General features: G+C 69.2%; 1 protein-coding gene. It reads left to right on the forward strand.

From position 1 onward, the window contains the following. Positions 1-1053 (forward strand): UvrD-helicase domain-containing protein (locus ACFQEU_RS16475; RefSeq protein WP_379783909.1); only part of this gene is annotated, 1053 nt, incomplete at both ends.

The following is a 1053-nucleotide window of genomic DNA, read 5'->3' on the forward strand; positions in this document are numbered from 1 at the left end:
CGCTCGACGAGTACGGCGACCGAAAGCGGCGGCGCGGCGCCCTCGACTACGACGACCTGATCGGTCACACGCTGGCGTTCCTCACCGACCCGGACGGCGCGGCCGCCGAGGCGGCCGCCGGGCTTCGATCGGATCTGTGGTACGTCATGGTCGACGAGTTCCAGGACACCAACCGGCGGCAGTGGGAGCTCGCCCGGGCGCTCACGAGCGGACCCGGGTCGGTCGGTTCGGATCGAGAGGAGTCGAGGGCGGGATCGGTCGGTTCGGATCGGGAGGAGTCGAGGGCGGGATCGGACCCCGGAGATCCGGAGTCGTTCGACGCGGACAACCTCTGTGTCGTCGGGGACGTGAAACAGAGCATCTACCGGTTCCGTGACGCCGATGTCACCGTCTTCGGCGACGCCACCGACGCGGTACACGCCGCGAACACCGCGAACGGCGTCGCCGACTGTGACCCGGCGCTCGCGACGAACTTCCGCACCCTTCCCGAACCGCTGTCCGCGATCAACGGTCTGTTCGATCGCGTGTTCGCGTACGGCGACGACGAACCGTACGAGGCCGAAGGCGCCCCGTTGGCTGCCGGCCGCGGGACGCCGACCGGCCTGGATCCGGTCGTCGAGTACCTCCCGGTACCCGTCGAAACTGATCTCCGAGAACGGTATCTCGGCGCGGACCATCCGCTCGCCGCTCTTCCCGACTCCGAACCGTCGGCCATCGAAGCCACCGCGATCGCCGACCGTATTGTCGACCTTCTCAACGGGGAGACGCTCGTCACGGACGACACCGACGCCCCTGGGCCCGGGACGCGCCCCGTCGAACCCGACGACATCGCCGTGCTCATCCGATCGCGAAGCGACCTGAAGGAGTACGAGCGCGGCCTTCGCGACGCGAACGTCCCATACACCGTTGTCAAGGGGGAGGGGTTCTTCGAGACGCCGGAGATACGCGCGCTCACCGCGCTCCTCGAGGCGCTGGCCGACCCGACCGACGACGTCGCGCTGTACGCCGCGGCCCGCTCCCCGCTGTGCGGGCTCACCGACACACAGATCGGTG

This window comes from Halorubrum tibetense (assembly GCF_042661865.1).
GTDB classification, from domain to species: domain Archaea; phylum Halobacteriota; class Halobacteria; order Halobacteriales; family Haloferacaceae; genus Halorubrum; species Halorubrum tibetense.